Origin of the sequence: Chroococcus sp. FPU101 (assembly GCF_017312365.1) — a bacterium.
Lineage (GTDB): Bacteria > Cyanobacteriota > Cyanobacteriia > Cyanobacteriales > Microcystaceae > Chroococcus.
Window position 1 is genome coordinate 12,381 of sequence record NZ_BLJI01000032.1, and the last position, 16,194, is coordinate 28,574.

Sequence of the window (16,194 nt, forward strand, 5' to 3'; positions counted from 1 at the left end):
TAACCCAAAAAAATGTTAACCTAGATAAGCGATATATTTGGGCATGTAGCTCAGTGGATAGAGTGCCAGGTTCCGGTCCTGTAGGTCGGGGGTTCGAATCCCTCCATGCTCGTTGTACTCCACAGTAACCAAATAATTTGTTACTGTATATCAAATGCCATAACCAGTAATAGCTATGGCTTTTCTAATTTACATTATTTAGGATCTTTTTTTCTTAAGTTTAAACAAGATTCCTCCCATTCCTAAAATCAATAAACCTAAACCTGTCGTCGGTTCGGGGGTTGTTGCTGCATAAATTGTTGTTGTCCCACTCAGTTCATTAGTCACGACAACTAAAGAGCGATTTGTGGGACTATCAAGAGAGGGAATAAATAAAACTCCTTCTGGACTAATATCGCCCTCAGTCCGAGTATAAGTGACAAAGGTCGGATTAAGAGGATCAGTAATATCGTAGGTTAAAAAGCCTCCTGTTCTCTCTAAACCAATAAAAGCATAGAAATGATCGCCTATTAGTCCAACGGTTAATCCTTCGGGTTCGGGGCCTTTATTATCACTGCGCGTATCAAAACTACTGGATGTTCCATCGGAGTTAAATAGGGAGGGAACTAAAGATGCTGTAATTTGTTCAAAAGCATCACCACTATCAAATACTAAATTTCCATTAGCATCCCAAATCGAAAAAGAACGCCCACCATAAGCGTATAATTGATCAAAATCGCCATCTCCGTCAAGATCGCCATCAACACTAGATACATTCAAACGTCCTAGATTTTCATCCTCTTGAAGTTGTGCTGCATTTGGAAAGACAGTCGGATCTAAAGTTATATCTTTAATCCGCACATTTTCACCGCGATCGTCTCCCTCATTGGCTGTGATAATATAAGTTTGACCGTGAATTTCAACAGTGGCAATAGCATCAGGCATATACATCCCAAAAACTGGCCAATTTTGAATATTAATCCCACCATCTCGATCACTCGCGTCTAAACCATTCCCTAATGTATTGTAATTTTTTAGACCCAAGGGCAAAATATCCGTAATGGTTGCGCTATCAATATCTAAAACAGCTAACGCATTATTTTCTTGTAGAGAAATGTAAGCGGTTCGATTATCTTGGGAAATGGAAATGTATTCGGGTTCAACATCTTCTGCTACGGTTGCATTGCCGTTTTGACCGAATAATCGTACTCCTGCTGCTTCTAATGCGGCTTTTTGGCTATTAAATCCAGCAAAACCTGCTGTATTGACTGTAGCACTACCGACACCTCCCGAAAGGTCGATAATACTAATTGAGCCTTCTGGATCGGTTGTTGGATTAATACTTAAAGGAAAGGGTTCTGCTTCATTTGCAACTAATACTCTTGAACCATCTGAGGTAAAGGTTAACATATCAGGTAATGCACCCACAGTCACCGAATTAAGAAAATTACCTGTAGTATTAAAAAAGGCAACTGTACCCACATCGGTTATGGGATCTGATCCAATTGCCGCCGCAACTAAACCATTTTTCACCGCAACACTGTTTACACCCGCACCATAGGGATTAAGATCAATGCTGGAAACTAATGACGGAGTTCTAGGGTTACTTATATTTAAAATATCAATGGAATTCGTAGACGCATTAGTAACAAAAAGACTTTGACTGATGGGATCATATGCAGAAATTTCGGCGGCACTTTCTCCCGAAGGTGATACATATGTTCCTAAACGGCTCAGGTTTAAAGCGAAAGATTGATCGGCAAAGGTTCCTAAGAATAGAGGTGTAATAACTGCTGTAGTTCCCCACACAGGAAGAAGACGAGAAATCAAACGAGACATGATCAGTTCTAAAAATAAATTTCTCGTTTAGCATCGCTGGTTAATTTTAAGAGAAGCTAAAGAATCGGTTAATTTTAGAGTAAAGTAGCTAAATTTGATATTAATCTTAATTTTAATCACTTAAATTCGTAATTTTAAACCTTAATCATCAATTACCTAGAATTCTTGCCACAAAAATTAGAATATTATGAAAAGCACTAGAATAAATTACACCTTGGGTATATTCTGTCTAACTCTGATACTCTTCTCCTTCAGGTTGTAGAAAAACTTTCACTGACTGAGATTTGAGATTAACTACCCAATTTTCAAGAATACCTGCACGTGCATAAACTTTCTTTTTCTGATCTAAATCTGCTGTTAAAGTACTATCAGAGATCTCGACTAACCAGTAAATATCTTCAGCAAAAGGATGACGAGTTCGATAATGATCGGCTCTAAGACGTACAATAGTTATATCGGGTTCGGGTTCAGAATCTAATAGAGTGATTGGATGCGCTTCATAGATTTTAGCTTTCCCCAGTAAGAGCGAACGTAAATAATCAGCAGCATTATCTGTCACATATCGGTGTAACGGGCCTTCTGGGGTTATTTCTAAGATTTCTCCTGCAATTAATTCTAAGCGACGATCAACTAAAATTCCTGTTTCAATCATGCGGTGATAATCTTCAACTGACCATTTAGCTAAGGTTCGCATCTTGAGAATTGAGATAAAGTTAAACTGTCTTTATTATAGATTTAGGATTTTTGAAAGTCCTTGATGCAAAATTAAACGATTTCCATCTGGATCATAAGCGTAAATTTCTTTGCCATGAGAAGCAAGGGTAAGATCACCTGTTGGTGGATAACCCATTATCGTTAAATGAGCGATCGCATCTTCTATATTTTCCACTTCTAAACACAAACTCATCCCACTTCCAAAGGAGTTAGCAAACTCTTGTTGATGACTTGCTTTCGGTTTAAAGATTCCTAAATTTAAACCCTTGAGTTGAAATTCTGCATAAACTGAAGAAATATAAGGATTAGGCTTTTGGTTCAGTAGTTTTTGATAGAATTGTACTAACTGATCAAAATCCAGAGCAGCCAAAGTCACAAAAGCTTTTGTATAGTGAAATTCCATGATTCATCGTTTGGTTGATAGCAAAAATTTACTGACTGATTTAATAAACCGTTATAAACATAGAGTAGACTTTCTCACCATCCGTATAGAAGAAGGACAAGGGACTAATATTTTACTCAGAGGAGATAAAGTAGAAACCCTGTCCGAAGGCATTTCAATCGGGGGACAAGTCAGAGCGTGTTATAAAGGAGGTTGGGGATTTGCAACCTTTAATCAATTATCGACTCTAGCGGAACGAATTGAAGATGCGATCGCTGCTGCTAGATTAGTCGGAGAAGAAGAAACCATCCTTGCACCTGTTGAACCTGTACAAATATCCTGTAAACTACCTTTGACGGGAACTGATCCGCGCTTGGTTTCTCTGATTCAAAAGAAAGAATTATGCGATCGCTACAATGAGATGCTACGTCACTACAATCATCAAATTACGACGACATCGGTTCGTTATGGCGATAGTACCCAACATATTATTCTAGCTACTTCAGAAGGGACACTGATCGAACAAACTTGGGCCGATCTTGAAATGCGTTTTTCAGCAACTGCAAGAAACGGTGATCTTGTACAAAGTGGTCGAGAAACAACTGGATCTCGCAAAGCTTACGAAGATTTAATGAATTTAGATGAACAGGTGGAGAAGACCGCTAAACGTGCCGTAGAATCCCTGATTTTGCCCCCTGTCAAGGGTAATACTTATACAGTCGTCATCGACCCTATTCTTACAGGTTTATTCGTTCATGAGGCATTTGGTCACCTCTCAGAAGCCGATATGCTGTATGAAAATCCTGATTTACTCGAAGTGATGAGCATGGGTAAGCGATTTGGTACAGATGAATTACAAATTTTTGATGGTGCGGCCCCCGAAGGACATCGCGGCAGTTATTTGTATGATGATGAAGGAACACCAGCAAGCACAACCCAACTAATAAAAGATGGGGTTTTAGTGGGACGTTTACATTCTCGTGAAACCGCAGGAAAATTAGGAGAAAATCCGACTGGTAATGCACGTTGTCTAAATTATCATTATGTACCCATTGTACGGATGACGAATACTTGGATCGAACGGGGTAAAACTCCTGTTGCTGATTTGTTTTCGGGTATTAAAGAGGGAGTTTACGCGAAAAACTGGCAAGGTGGCATGACTAACGGGGAAATGTTTACCTTTAGTGCGGGGGAAGCATGGATGATTCGAGATAGTAAGATTGCTGAACCTGTCAAAGATGTAACTCTTTCTGGGAATGTATTTAAGACTCTAGCCAATATTGAAGCGATCGGAGATGATTTTTATTGGGATGAGTCGGGAGGATGCGGTAAAGGTGGACAAAGCGGTTTACCTGTCGGTTGTGGGGGGCCGAGTCTACGCATTCGTGATGTGGTCGTTGGTGGTGAAGCTGTGGATGAATAAAATTAATAACTAAAAATTTTTGATCTTCCCTACTTCTTCTCGATTGGCTCTTAAATTAAAGACTAATAGAAATTGGAACACCAAAAACAAAACAACTGGTTACATTCCTATTAATTGTTCGAGCTACTCAAGTTTATCTTAATATTCAGGTGACAAAAAACTTAATTTCCTAACCATTTTTCCTAGAAAGGGAGACTTTATTAGATAAATCTCTTGTTTTTTGAGGAAGAATTATCCTACAACAAAATGATTTATTTTCTCAAAGGATCTCATGTAGGATAAGTCTTTTTTGAGGAGATAGGTGGTTTTTTGAGGAATAAACTGTAGTTTTGTTTTCGGTAACTATTTCTATCTATCCATTTTTTCAAAAGAAGGAGTCAAGATTATGGCAGTTATTAAAGGTACTGATCCCTTTTTATGGTGGAGTGGTAACGATAATCTTACTGGAACCACACAAGACGATCAAATGTATGGCTATGGTGGAAATGATACGCTTTCGGGTGATTGGGGCAATGATGTACTCTATGGTGGTACAGGTAATGACTCTCTATATGGAGGTTGGGGAAATGACACCCTGTATGGTGAAGCAGGAAATGATTCCCTATCAGGTAGTTGGGGAAATGATACCCTCAATGGCGGTGATGGAAATGATACTCTTTTTGGAGGAGAAAACAACGATTATTTAGATGGTTGGAATGGCGATGATTATCTCAATGGTGATGCGGGTAGTGATACCCTACTAGGTTGGACTGGAAATGATTATCTCTATGGTGGTGATGGATCTGATTCTCTTTATGGTGAAGCGGATAATGATACTTTAGGGGGTGGAACAGGTTGGGATTATCTCGATGGGGGTGATGGCAATGATTATATGTATGGTGGGTTAGACGGTGACACCTATATTGTGAATAACGCTTCTTTAGATAATGTGATTGAGTATGCCAATGAAGGAACAGATACCGTTAGGACAACTGTTAATGCTTATATCTTGGGTGCGAATGTTGAAAATTTGGTTTTGGTTGGTCTAACCAGTCGTGGAAATGGTAATGAGTTAAATAATATCATCACAGGTAATGAAGCCAACAATTATCTATATGGGGCTGATGGTAATGATAGCCTCAATGGAGGGAATGGTAATGATTCTCTAGATGGCTGGACAGGTAATGATCAAGTTTTTGCTGATGCTGGTAATGATTGGATCTGGGGTTACTCTGGAAATGATTACCTGTACGGCGGTGATGGGGATGATACGATTTATGGCGAAGGGGAAAATGATGATTTAGGGGGTGGTAATGGCAATGATTTCTTGAGTGGTGGTGAGGGGAATGATTTCCTTACTGGTAGCTTTGGTAATGATGTCCTCTATGGCGATAATGGACAAGATTGGTTCAGTTTCTGGACTCCCTCAGAAGGCATTGATACGATTCAAGACTTTAACGTGTCGCAGGATATGATTGAATGTAGCTATCTATTCGGAAATGATTTAGATCAATGGACAACCCTGAGTAGCGATCGCTTTGTGATTGGTTCTGGTGCAATGGATAGTAACGATCGTTTTATCTACAATAGTGGCACAGGTGCCTTATACTTTGATTCTGATGGTATAGGTAGTGCCGCACAAGTTCAACTCGCCCAATTATCAACGGGTTTAGCTTTAACGGCCAACAATATTTATATTCAAGGATATATTGGTTAGCACATATATAGAGGGAAGAAGGACAACCTTCAACCCTCATCTACTAAAGAATGCTAAAACCCAAAAGAATAACCCACCTTAAAGCGTAACTCACTACGTTCACCCGCACCTGTCGCAATATTCCCCTCTAAACCAACGTCAATCACACTTCTTAATCCGACTTGCTGACGAAGACCTACACCCGTTATTAAAATAGCTCCTCCTTCTGTGTCCTGACTCGCTCTAACCCCCATCTGAGCTAAAAAGGTTCTGTCAAAACGTTTAGGATAGCCAAACGGTCTAGAATAGCCTAAAATTAAACTGGGAATGATTGATCGTTCTTCACCATCAACATCGGTTTTTACATTCAAGTCCAAATTTAGATGTAGACGGTTATATTGTCCGACTGTTTTACTGGCAATTCCTCTAACACGTAGATCGACTCCCCGCGCAGCTCGTCCTGTCGGTAAACCTACATCACCCCGAATGGCAAATGCTGGTATGTTATCATACTCTCGATTGAAGTTATGGAACACCCCAACGGATAAATTACCCACATCAAAATCCGTATTATCCGTATCTGCTTTACCACCAATGCTAGGATTGATCCCGATGACTAGATGACTATTAAGGGCAAATCCATACAAATATTCAATATCAAAAGATCCCCCAACACTACGATGACTGGGTATATTTAATCCTGCACCAAATTCAATTGACTGTTCACGATAAGCTAGACTTTCTGCATCATCAAAAGACAGTGGACGACCTGCATCAAGATTATTATGATCGACAGCAAGAGAGGGATGGATAGCTAAAATAGTGGTAGATATCACTCCCCAAAATAATATTTTATGTGATTTCATTAGTTTTTCGGCTTAGATGTTGCAGGTTCTACAGGTTTTTGTATGGAGTGTGGGGTGGGTTGTGTCATATTTGGCATCCAATGACCATCATGATTCATCGTTGGTTGTGGGGTGGGTGACGTTTGATGGACTGAATGATTACCATGTCCTTGATGTTCAGTTCCTTCAGGCATTAAACCCATACCAGGCATACCAGGCATAAAACGATGATCATGTAATTCATTATCATAGCTTTGTCCCGCTTCCATTCCCTCATGATTTTTCGCCATTACTAACCAAATTGCCCGTTTAATCTGTTCTTCTTTTTGCTTTTCACTCATCGAGTCTGACGCAAGGACATCGTTAATCATGTCATGTAACATATGCAGGTTATCGAAAGTATTGGCAATTTGTGGGAAACGTTGGGAAAAGCGTGGACTAACTTCAGCAAACATCGGCATAAATGTGCGGTCAGTTCTGTATAATTCTACTTCGTGGTATTGCTTACCGACAGTTGCATAGGCTGTTTTTTGTTCTTCTAAAGTTTTGCCGTACAGCATATCGTACATACTACCTTGCAACCAGTGATAGCCCCAAAATAGACCGTTTACTTTTTTGTATTCTTGACGAAATGCTTTTGAGTAGGGTTGTTCATCCAGATAACCCATGTTCATCGGTAGACCTGTAATCGCATAGGGAACATTTTTGACATAAAATTCATACAAGCGATCAATTTCTGCTTCTTTTTCCGCTTCCGTCATTTTGGTACTGACTAAAACATCGACGGTTTGGGCATGAAGAATATGCGCCCAGTCGAACACTTGTTCTAAAACACCATACTTGCGTCCGAAAGTTGGTGAGATATTCGCTTCATCGGGCATAAAACGAGGTGGATTTTTCAGTACCCAGTTGATGCGATCAAAAGTTTTGGTTTCTAATTCTTTTTCTTTTCCTGTTACTAAATCCTCATAGGCTAACGCATGACCAACCGCAACAGCATTCAAATCTAAGGCAAGGGGTTTAAGGTTATAGACAGCATCATTATAAATACCACGTTTGCGATAGATATGATTTTTACTTTTATTATTCATCCAACTGGGTAATGTTGGTACGGATGGTAAGCTTTTCGGTTCGGATGTCGGGCTATTTATCTGAGGAACCGAATGATTTTGATGTTGGGCAACTGCTGAATCAAGTAAAAATCCTGTGTTTAATACAAGAATACTAATCAAAAGAGAGGTTTTCTTAAATCGTTGATGTCGCATGGTAAGATTAGCGAGTTAAATCCTGTTATCATGTTCAGTCTAAAAAAGAAAAATGAAATCAGGATGAAATTAGGTTTTTAATCAGGTTTCAATCTGTCATCTATCAAATTGCAGTATCAACTAATTCAGCAACGATAAAATTACTCTCTCAATTTAAGCAAAAAAGTTATTTGGTTAAACCATGCTTGAGGGCAAAACGAACTAATTCAGTTCTGCTGTTTGTTCCAGTTTTACTAAAAAGACGGCTAACATATTTTTCAACATTCCTGACACTGGTATCTAAACGACTAGCAATCTCTTTATTCATCAAACCTTCAGCCACTAAGTCTAAAACACTTTGTTCTCTGGGAGTTAGATCAATTTTGATTGGTGAAGGGGTTGTTGTAAAGCTTTGTTGCTGTCCAAGTTGTTGTTTAATTTCTTTGATTTCTTGGGCAATTTCTTCGAGTTTAGCACTTTCGCTGTTTGCTTGGGTATTAACACGACGACGTTCTAATAAATTTTTGACAATGGCTTCAAGTTCGTCTGGATCAAAGGGTTTAGATAAATACGCATCACAACCCGCATTATAGCCCTCAATCCGATCGCTTGTCATCCCTCTAGCCGTTAAAAAAACCACTGGTATCGCTTGAAAACGCGCATCATTGCGGAGTTTCTCTAAAAATTGGTATCCATCGACTTGAGGCATCATGATGTCCGAAATGACTAACTCTGGCGTATCTTTTTGCAGATATTCCCACGCCTCATTAGCATTACTGGCGACCTCAACATCAAATTCTTCGCTATCTTCTAAATAGGCTTGAACAGATTCTCGGACTCCAGGTTCATCATCAACCAGTAATAATTTAGCTGTTTTAGGCATGGTTTAAGCTTGCGGCTAGGCTTGTCATTGATCCCATTATACGAGTTTAGTCCCACAAGTAGGGAGATCGATAGTAAAGAGGCGGTATATCAGGTTTTTACAAGATCACGGGATAAGTAAAATAATTTCTACGGTAATATTTTGATCCTGTTGTTTAATGACTTTGATGCGATGAACTTGACCCGAATATGGCGATCGCACAACTTCCGTATGATGTTGATCTCTAAGAGTTTTCAGTTGATTTTGAAGTAAAGCCAATTCGTCTTGTTGTCGCAAAATACGGGTTTGATAGTCGGCTAAACGTAATTGATATTCGTTTTGTTGCTGATCATAACGGTTTTTGGCTTCATCAAGCCTTGCGATCGCGGCTTCTAGTTCTAATCTAGCATGGTGTTGTTGATCTTGCAGTTGCTTGTATTGTTCGATTTCTTCAGATTCAAAAATAGCACTTAATTCAAGCTGTTTAAACTGTAACTGAGAACCTGCATTCAATTTTTGATTAATTTGTTCTAGTTTGAGTTTAGCTTGACGTAGGGCTATTTCTTCAGATGCCAAATTGGGGAGAACTGGAGAGGGAACTAGAGGAAGCGGTAAACTTAGTTGAGTGATTTTTGCTTCGAGTTGCTGTTGTTTGGTGGCGAGTTCTTGTCTTTCTACTGGATGATCCGCAATAATCGTATCAGGTTGAATCCGATCGCCGATTTTGATTTTGAGATCATTTAATGAAGTAATTGTAACTATAATTTTGTGCTGCGGGGACGTTGTTGGAGTCGGAATAGGAGAAAGTACAGGAGACGGGTTAGGGGGAGATGGTGAGGGTTCATTAAACACAAAACTTGCACCCCAAACAATACTCACTAAAGCTGCCCAACCCACTAAATTATAGATACTCATGGTTGTGGGATAATTATTTTGACCGTTAAAAAACCTGTTCCGTACTGATCCTTAAGATCCTGTAATGCAAGTTTTAGCGGATGGTAACTGAGTTTGACGGTTGAACCCGAAACCGTTAGCGTCGTATATTGATCGATGTTTACAATAGGTTTAATTTCCTCACTGAGATCGACTTTTAACTCACCACTTAACCAAACTCGCTCAATTGGGTAATGTTGGGCTAGACTTTGTAAACGGGGTAAAATCGCCTCATCGTGAAACATAACGGTTTCTGCTTGGGTGATGGCAGGTTTTCCAACTTCCGTTATTAAATGAGTGGGTATGATCTGTTGATCGGTTTTATAGATGCCTTGTCCGTCTGTTAAGATAAATTCACTATCTGCTGTACCAATGATCAGATAACGACCTTGAATCGGTGCGCGATCGCCATGTGTTATCCCATGAATATCAGCCCATATCTCGTTAGTATAAGCGTATTGGTTATAAACTTGGAATAATCCTTCTTTGAGTCCCAGATGCAAGCTTACTAATTGCGGGATTCCACCTTCACTAGCAGACCACATCCCCAATAATAATAAAGCAGTTGCCGCTACAACAATTGAGTATTCAGCAGGACTACCTGTAATGAGACGACGATAGGGGTTACGAACCGAATAAACCCAATAAGGAGCAGGCCAGAACAATTGTACACCTTTTTTTGTAAAACAATCGGAGAAAGAGGCTAAAAAATGACCCAAAGCGATCGCAATACCAAGCTCAAGGTTACCTAAATGATAAGCAATGGGAAATAAAAATAGAATAATTAGACCAGTGGCTAAGACAGAATGAGTGATGGTACGATGAGGATATCGCGCTTCAAACCAACGAGCGATTGGCCAAAAGATTTGACCGATTAAACTACGACTGGTATCAAGATCAGGTAATTGTGAACCAACGATCGCAGAAAATAATACAATTGGATCGGCGGTATCTAGGATAAAAGAGGTTCCTGCGGCTGCAATCATGCCATGGGTTAAAGCCATCATAAATTTTATTACTCTCCTAAACCCTTACCTGGGCCTTTAGTGCGGCTAATTTGCTGTAGAATCATAATTGCCATCACGCCACAGCCACTTGTGATGTACAATCCTCGATTATGAGTGCCTAAACCAATCATTCTCAGCATTCCCACACACAGCAAAGCCCCAATAATGGCAGGCATAATCACGATATATTGGGTATGATTGGGTTTAGCTTTATGGGCAACTCCTAAAGCTTGTCTGGCTATGACTTGTTTAGCTAAAAGTGGATTTTTGCCCGCCTGGGGTTGTAGTTGTGCCAGTTGCGAGTCTGATAGTTCTAAACCCTTATTTTCAGCTTCTTGGGCCATGACTTGACGAATATACTGATCACTGGGAAACTCTAATTCAAGATCGACCATTTGTAAGAAAATATCTTTCTTTAAATTTTTGAGGGCGAAAAGTACAATAACTGCACCTTTAGCAATCATTTCTTCGATCCAAAAGCGAATACTTGGTGTGAGACGTTCCGCGTGAGGAAAAATTAACAGTGCTTGTCGAGTAAGATTCAGATTAATTTCAGTTTGTAATTGCTCAATGGTCAAAAATTTATCTCTTTCATCGGTTAAAGGTATATTCAGTTGATTAGCGATATTCTGGAAAAAGGTTTTTCGTCCTCCTTTATAACTGGCTATAATGGTTTGGCGTTGTTTAAGAAAAGACTGATGGATTTGTTGTGCGAGTTCTTCCATCCCCATCCCCGCTTCTCCTATTACTAAAATTGAAATTTTTTGTTCAATTCCTTGACAAACTTTGGTAAAAAGATCTGAGGCGAAATGAGTGTTAGAATTAATCATCTATTTTCCCTTAAAAAATGAGTCGTAGATTAATTTGCGTCATATCTAAGGATCTAATTAAGATTCTTTTCGAGGACATACCACAAATTTTGGATATTTTTTAATTCTTAATATTTTTTAACTAAAGCAATAAATCAAGAATTAAATTAATGAGAATGAAACAAAAAAAGGATTTTTAGGATTTGCAGCTAGGATGATTTAGTATTAAAAAGTTTAATTTTAAATATTATGAAAAATTGACATTATGATGTCATCAGGAAAAATACTGAATTCTTAACGTGTAATTATCACGTAGATTTTAGGATTTCTTAGAGACAGGCCAAGTGAAGCGAAAAGTCGTGCCTTTACCTAATTCGGACTCGACACGAATCGAACCTGATTCGGTTTCAATAATTTTTTTGACGATCGATAAACCAATTCCCGTACTTTCTTGAACATCACGAGACTTGAGGGTTTGAAAAATCTCGAAGATTCTTTCGTGATCTTTGGCGGCAATGCCAGGCCCATCATCGTAGATGCTAAATTCGTAGTAATCACCCTTGTCTACTCCAGTAATATCAACGCGTCCATCGTTGCGATCGTGGTGTTTAATGGCATTACTGATCAAATTAGAAAAGACTTGGGATAGAAGTAATTGTTTAGTAATAATAGGGAGTAAGGCAAGCTGAGTCGTAATTGTAAACGTGGATGGCGGCATCAATGAATCGATGATATCATTGACTAACTGAGCGACATCAGTCATTTTTTCTGCAACCTCAACTCGACCCGCCCGCGAATAAACTAGCAGTCCATCGATCAAAGATTCCATACGATGTACTCGTTGCCGCAAAAGTTGTAATTGATGTTCCGTATTTTCTGGGATTTGACCATTTAGATCTTCTTCGATCCATGTAGAAAGATTGGTAATAGCACGTAAAGGAGCTTTAAGATCATGAGAAACAACATAGGCAAAACGATCTAACTCTTGGTTGCGTTGGGCTAACTCAGCAGTGGATTTACTCAGATGAGTGTTCAATTGCTCGACTTCTTGTGTTTTAGAAAGCATCTTAATTTCAGCTTGTTTGCGTTCTGTGATATCAAGAGCAGTGCCAAAGAAATTTACGAGATAACGAGATCTTCTCTCATTCTCAAATAGTATTTGACCATTCGCAAACACCCAATGCTCGGTTCCATCGGGCCAAATAATGCGATACTCAACCTCATACAATCCCGACGAACTTGGATCAAGTGCTGCGTTGATGGCACTCTCAACATGAGGACGATCGTCTAGGTGAATTTGTTCCATGACCGTTGTTAGAGAAAGTACTTTTGTATTAACTGGCACACCCCAGATCTCACACATTCTGGAATCGAATTCAACCATATTTGTCTCTAAATTGTATCGCCAAGTCCCTATACGACTGACTTGAATGGCAAGTTGGGCGCGTTGTTCACTTTCTCGTAAGGCTTCCTCAATGTGCTTTTGTTCTGTAATATCAATCGAAATACCGATCGCTCGTATCGGTTGTTGCTCAGAGTCATAAAAAATTTGGCTACGGGAAGCAAACCATCTTAAACCGAGGATTGGGTGACGAATGCGAAATTCAAAGATAAGACTCGTTTGTTTACGTTCTAGGGCTTTTTGGATCGCTTGAATACAGGAATCACGATCCTCTTCTAAAACTGTTTCTAACCAGTTTTTATAGGTTGCGGGTGTTGTTGGATCGATTCCATAAAGTTTATAATACTCTGGCGACCAAAATACAATATTTTTCTTTAAATCCCAATCCCAAGTACCCGTCTGCGAGGCTAATTGAGCAATTCTTAAACGCTGTTCATTAATTTGTAAAATCTCCTGTGTTTGTTGGCGAAGACGACTCAATTTAAAGATTGCTTCCACCCGTGCTAGGAGTTCACGAGCCGAAAAGGGTTTAATTAAGTAATCATCGGCACCCGCGTTTAAACCTTCAATTCTAGATTCTTCACCAGAGCGCGCTGAGAGCAAAATAATCGGTAAATCTTTGGTTTGTGAATCCGATCGCAGTTGCCGTAACAATTCAAAGCCATCGAGTTTCGGCATCATAACATCGGTGATCACTAAATCTGGTTTTGAGTAACGAATCGATGATAAAGCCGCTTTTCCATCGGCGACCGTTTCAATTTCATAATATTGACCTAAAAGCCTTTTTGTGTATTCTCTTAAATCAGCGTTATCATCTGCCAATAAGATTCGCCCTGTTTGAATTGAGCTTCTCATCGCTAAGGACAGTTCAGTATCTATCGATGTCGCACTCTGGAGGGTTTCAGGTAACCAGCGCAACAATTCTTCATTCACAGGAGCCGCTTTTAACGTGGTTGCGGTTTGGATGCGTTCAGAGGGTAAATGAGCGTATCCAGTCGGAATAAAGACAGTAAAACACGTTCCTTGATCAACAATGCTACTCACCTCAATTGTACCGCCATGCAAATGAACTAACTCTTGTACTAATGCCAGTCCAATTCCTGTACCCTCGAAACTCCGTCCTCTTGCCCCTTTGATGCGATGGAACCGTTCAAAGAGCCGAGGCAATTCTTCAGCACGAATACCTGTCCCTGTGTCTCGTACTTGTAGCGTAATCTGACGAGCATCTGAGCGCAAAACAACGGCGATTTCACCTTCAAAGGTAAATTTAAAAGCATTTGAGAGCAAATTTAAAACAATTTTTTCCCACATCTCACGATCCACGTATGCAGGCGATGGCAATGGGGGACAGTCTACTATTAAGCGTAACCCTGCCCTTTCGATCGCGGCTCGAAAAATACCCGCGAGATCGGCGGTAAATAAAGCAAGATTAGTCGGTTGGTAAACCGCTTCAATGCGACCTGCTTCAATACGAGAAAAGTCTAACAGGGTATTAACGAGTTTGAGTAAACGTTGGGAATTGCGGTAGGCTATTTTGAGTTGTTCTTGGTCGTTAGGTAACAGGTTTTCTGAATGCTCTAAAACATCACTCAAGGGGCCGAGCATTAGAGTGAGGGGTGTTCGGAATTCATGACTAACATTACTAAAAAAAACCGTTTTGGCACGGTCTAATTCGGCTAGGGCTTCAGCGCGTCGGCGTTCGGCTTCATAGGCATCGGCATTAGCGACCGCTGTTCCAATATGACTAGCCACTAAATCAAAAAAACCTCGATATTCATCATCAAACGCTCGTCGTGGATTAATCCCCAAAACCAGTATACTGGCTAATTGTTGTTGTCCCGCTTGAGCGATCGGCATCACCAACGCCGAATGTGTTGCATCGGGCCAAGCTCCTCTCAGTAATTCCCCTAACTCTTGAGTAAGATTACTGACCATAGTGGCGGTTTTTGTACGTGTTACCTCGGTCAAATGCCAAATATCTTGTGGCTGTATATATGCGATCGTTTCTGGTGTGATGTTGGTTGTTGTGCTGACTAAATGAGCTTGTTGGTCGTCTTCAACACGATAAAGTAGCGCAAAGGGAATATCATAATTATTCAGTGCCAGAGTAGCAGTAGCTTTATGACAAGCTTCTTCTACGGTTTTGGCTTCTACGGTTTTGGCGACGAGATCCCGTAGCGTTTGTAACCGCCGTTCTCCAATCACCCGTTCTGTGGTTTCCGTACAAGCACAAAAAACCCCACCTACGCCGCCAGTTTCGTCGCGCACTGGACTATAAGAAAAGGTAAAGTAGGTTTCCTCTAAGTAGCCATAGCGGTTCATGAGTAGCAGCAAATCTTCTGACCACGTAGGTTCACCTGTTTTCATGACAATTTCGGTCAACGGCCCCAAAGTATCCCAAATTTCCGCCCACATTTCTTTAGCAGACTTCCCCAAAAAATAAGGGTGCTTACTATTTCCCAAAATTGGCCGATAGGCATCGTTATAGAGTGCGACTAATTCTGTTCCCCACCAAATAAACATCGGATAACGGGAATTTAGTAAAACACTAACAATTGTGCGTAAACTTTGAGGCCATTTTTCCACTGAATCGAGTAGGGTTTTTGACCAGTCGAAGGAACGCATTAAAGCCCCCATTTCGCCTCCGCCCGAAAAAATCTTCTCAGCCTTTGATTCCGCTTTTGGCATTACAGGTGCTTCTCTCCGCCTTTAAACAACTCTATGGCAACCCATTACTGCAATGATAACCGTTGCTAAATGCTAATTGTTGGGTATCTTTAAATTTGTACTGGCTAAGAATGTCTTGGTGTCGAACTGGCATAGACTAAGCCGATAATAGGACTAGAGAGAGCTAAACAACTCTTCTGAGTCTAGTTCATCTGCCGTGTACGCAATTTTAATTGGTATGACATAAATCATGACTCTTTAAGATTAATTGATAACGCTCCCAAAAATTATGATTTTTTTTGATACTATTGCGTATTCTTATTTTTCATTGTATAAATGAGGAGACAATTTTGAAGGCATTCAGTCAAATTTGTCATAATCTCAAATCAAACACTTATTTCTGTCTAAAAAAT

The 16,194-nt window shown here is 39.9% G+C and carries 12 protein-coding genes and 1 tRNA gene; 3 read left to right on the top strand and 10 right to left on the bottom strand.

What is annotated here, in order from left to right; genetic code table 11:
* Positions 1-39: 39 nt before the first annotated feature.
* Positions 40-112: transfer RNA gene (locus CFPU101_RS20045), tRNA-Arg, on the top strand.
* Positions 113-198: 86 nt separating this feature from the next.
* On the opposite strand, the gene CFPU101_RS20050 is transcribed toward CFPU101_RS20045, so the two are convergent.
* The 3 genes from CFPU101_RS20050 to CFPU101_RS20060 form a co-directional block, all read right to left on the bottom strand.
* Positions 199-1,818: a choice-of-anchor I family protein gene (locus CFPU101_RS20050; protein ID WP_206817098.1), complete on the bottom strand. Its 1,620-nt coding sequence runs from the start codon at positions 1,816-1,818 to the stop codon at positions 199-201.
* Between the two features lie 229 nt (positions 1,819-2,047).
* The gene (locus CFPU101_RS20055) at positions 2,048-2,512 is read right to left on the bottom strand and encodes a Uma2 family endonuclease (protein ID WP_206817099.1); all 465 of its coding nucleotides are present in this window, start codon (positions 2,510-2,512) and stop codon (positions 2,048-2,050) included.
* Positions 2,513-2,545: 33 nt separating this feature from the next.
* On the bottom strand, positions 2,546-2,935 hold the full coding sequence (locus CFPU101_RS20060) for a VOC family protein (RefSeq protein ID WP_206817100.1): 390 nt from the start codon (positions 2,933-2,935) through the stop codon (positions 2,546-2,548).
* Between CFPU101_RS20060 and CFPU101_RS20065 the strand changes: the two genes are divergently transcribed.
* Together CFPU101_RS20065 and CFPU101_RS20070 are read left to right on the top strand one after the other, a co-directional pair.
* The gene (locus CFPU101_RS20065) at positions 2,934-4,337 is read left to right on the top strand and encodes a TldD/PmbA family protein (RefSeq protein WP_206817101.1); all 1,404 of its coding nucleotides are present in this window, start codon (positions 2,934-2,936) and stop codon (positions 4,335-4,337) included. The genes CFPU101_RS20060 and CFPU101_RS20065 overlap by 2 nt on opposite strands.
* Positions 4,338-4,722: 385 nt before the next feature.
* Positions 4,723-6,033: a calcium-binding protein gene (locus CFPU101_RS20070; protein WP_206817102.1), complete on the top strand. Its 1,311-nt coding sequence runs from the start codon at positions 4,723-4,725 to the stop codon at positions 6,031-6,033.
* 53 nt (positions 6,034-6,086) lie between these two features.
* Here the strand turns inward: CFPU101_RS20070 and CFPU101_RS20075 are convergent, their stop codons facing one another.
* The 7 genes from CFPU101_RS20075 to CFPU101_RS20105 form a co-directional block, all read right to left on the bottom strand.
* Complete coding sequence (locus CFPU101_RS20075; RefSeq protein ID WP_206817103.1) at positions 6,087-6,878, bottom strand: hypothetical protein; 792 nt, start codon at positions 6,876-6,878, stop codon at positions 6,087-6,089.
* Positions 6,878-8,122, bottom strand: coding sequence for a hypothetical protein (locus tag CFPU101_RS20080; RefSeq protein ID WP_242578124.1), 1,245 nt, complete (start codon positions 8,120-8,122; stop codon positions 6,878-6,880). The genes CFPU101_RS20075 and CFPU101_RS20080 overlap by 1 nt, the downstream gene beginning before the upstream one ends.
* A 166-nt stretch (positions 8,123-8,288) precedes the next feature.
* Positions 8,289-8,984, bottom strand: a complete 696-nt coding sequence (locus tag CFPU101_RS20085) for a response regulator transcription factor (protein WP_206817104.1) — start codon at positions 8,982-8,984, stop codon at positions 8,289-8,291.
* A gap of 105 nt (positions 8,985-9,089) precedes the next feature.
* Entirely contained in the window at positions 9,090-9,878 is a 789-nt protein-coding gene (locus tag CFPU101_RS20090) for a hypothetical protein (RefSeq protein WP_206817105.1), read from the bottom strand.
* The gene (locus CFPU101_RS20095; RefSeq protein WP_206817106.1) at positions 9,875-10,903 is read right to left on the bottom strand and encodes a metal-dependent hydrolase; all 1,029 of its coding nucleotides are present in this window, start codon (positions 10,901-10,903) and stop codon (positions 9,875-9,877) included. Before CFPU101_RS20095 ends, CFPU101_RS20090 begins: the two co-directional genes overlap by 4 nt.
* An 8-nt stretch (positions 10,904-10,911) precedes the next feature.
* Entirely contained in the window at positions 10,912-11,733 is an 822-nt protein-coding gene (locus CFPU101_RS20100) for a sigma 54-interacting transcriptional regulator (protein WP_206817107.1), read from the bottom strand.
* A 298-nt stretch (positions 11,734-12,031) separates the two neighbouring features.
* The gene (locus CFPU101_RS20105) at positions 12,032-15,802 is read right to left on the bottom strand and encodes an ATP-binding protein (RefSeq protein WP_206817108.1); all 3,771 of its coding nucleotides are present in this window, start codon (positions 15,800-15,802) and stop codon (positions 12,032-12,034) included.
* Between the last annotated feature and the right edge of the window lie 392 nt (positions 15,803-16,194).